Below are 1,639 nucleotides of genomic sequence, written 5' to 3'. Positions count from 1 at the left end.
GGCCGTGATGCGGCGCTCGCGGGCGCCAATCCCGGGGAGGCGTTCGTGGTTGCCGGGGGCCAGGCCGACGTCGACGCGGTGGCCGACGAGGCGGCGCGCGGCGGTGCGCTGCGCGTCGCGCCCGTCTGCGTGCGGATCGCGTCGCACACGCGCCGCCTCGCCTCGGCGGTGCCCGCGTTTCGTGCGTCGCTGGCTGCGGTGAACGTGCGCCGGCCGCTGTCGGGCACGCGGTTGTTTTCGGGGGTCGACGGCGCATCGGTGCTCGATGTCGACGCGGGGCTCGACAAGCTCGCGCGGCAGATCGCGGAGCCGGTCGAGTGGGCGGCTTGCCTGGCCGCGTGCGTCGAGGCCGGCGCGACCGCGTTTCTCGAACTCGGCCCCGGCCGCGCGCTGGCCGAGATGGCGAGCGGCGCGTATCCGGCGCTGCCGGCGCGCAGTGTCGCGGATTTCCGTTCCGTCGACGGCGTCGCGAACTGGCTGGCACGCGTCTCGGCCGGCTGACGGGCGGTACGCCGGCACTGCCAAAACACCGCGAAACGGGTTCGGAAATCGGGCCCGAAACAGCCCGGTCACCGGCCGTCGCGCGCTGTGTGTTGCGCCGGCGCAGCAGCGTTGCAGCCGGCGCTTGCCACGCGAATTGGTGTCGCTACAATGGCGCCCGCCATGAGACCAGTCGTTTTCCTTTTCGCCGCGCTCGGCTGCGCCGCGACCGCCCACGCCAGCCCGATTCCGTCCGACGCCGGATCGGTCGGCGCATACTTTTCGTATGACAATGCGGCGGCCGATGCGACTGTCGACTTGATCGGGCAGGCACAGCGCCGCGTGCTGCTGGCCGGCTACGCATATGTGCCGCCCGCGGTCGCGGCGGCGCTGCGCGCGGCGCGCGCGCGTGGGGCCGAAGTGCGTGTCGTGCTGGTGCGTTCGTCGCACGCCGGCAAGTACAGCGGTGCGGGCTATCTGAAATCGGCCGGCATCGACGTGGCGATCGATTCGCGGCATGGCGACCCTGCGCCGCGCTTCGTGATCGTCGACGACAGCGTCGCGCTCACGACGCTGTCCGACGGCGCTGCGGCGCATGCGGAAACGGTGAACGTGTTCCAGCGCGCGCCGGAGCTCGCCCAGTCGTATGCGCAGTCGTTCTGGCGGCTGTACCGGCAGGCGGCCGGGCTCTGACCCGTCGCAACCGCAGGCTCGAACGAACAGCGCTTCAAGCTCCCGCCTTTCTTCAACCCAAGCGGCATCTCGCCGACGCGGTTGCGACCCCGCTTGCATCGGCGTGGCCGATGCACCATGCTCGTTGGACAGGCGCCGGTGCGGGCTTCGCGGATCCGGCGTCACGGCAGGGAGCCGATCGTGACCGAGTATTTTGCCGATCGTGCGGACGCGGGCCGCCAGTTGGCCGACGCGCTGCACGACTATGCGGGGCGTCGTGACGTCGTCGTGCTCGCATTGCCGCGCGGCGGCGTGCCGGTCGCATTTCCGGTCGCCGTTGCGCTGTGCGCGCCGCTCGACGTGCTGGTCGTGCGCAAGCTCGGTGCGCCGTCCGATCCCGAATTCGCGATGGGCGCGATCGCGACCGGCGGGGCGGTCTACCTGCAGCACTCGGAGATTCGTGCGCTGGGCGTGACCGGCGCACAGC

1 protein-coding gene and 2 pseudogenes are annotated in these 1,639 nt (G+C 71.8%); all 3 read left to right on the top strand.

The genetic code is table 11. The features are described from left to right. Positions 1-501 (top strand): annotated as a pseudogene (locus J7024_RS36905) (malonate decarboxylase subunit epsilon); the annotation flags it as partial. Positions 502-651: 150 nt separating this feature from the next. Then, a complete protein-coding gene (locus tag J7024_RS36900; protein WP_124829588.1) occupies positions 652-1,173 on the top strand; it encodes a phospholipase D-like domain-containing protein in 522 nt (173 codons plus the stop codon). Positions 1,174-1,353: 180 nt separating this feature from the next. Then, positions 1,354-1,639, top strand: a pseudogene (locus J7024_RS36895) (phosphoribosyltransferase); the annotation flags it as partial.

This window comes from Burkholderia sp. WTPI3 (assembly GCF_021483755.1).
Taxonomy (GTDB): domain Bacteria; phylum Pseudomonadota; class Gammaproteobacteria; order Burkholderiales; family Burkholderiaceae; genus Burkholderia.
Note: the sequence above shows the minus strand (reverse complement) of the source record. Positions and strands in the feature narration are given on the sequence as shown.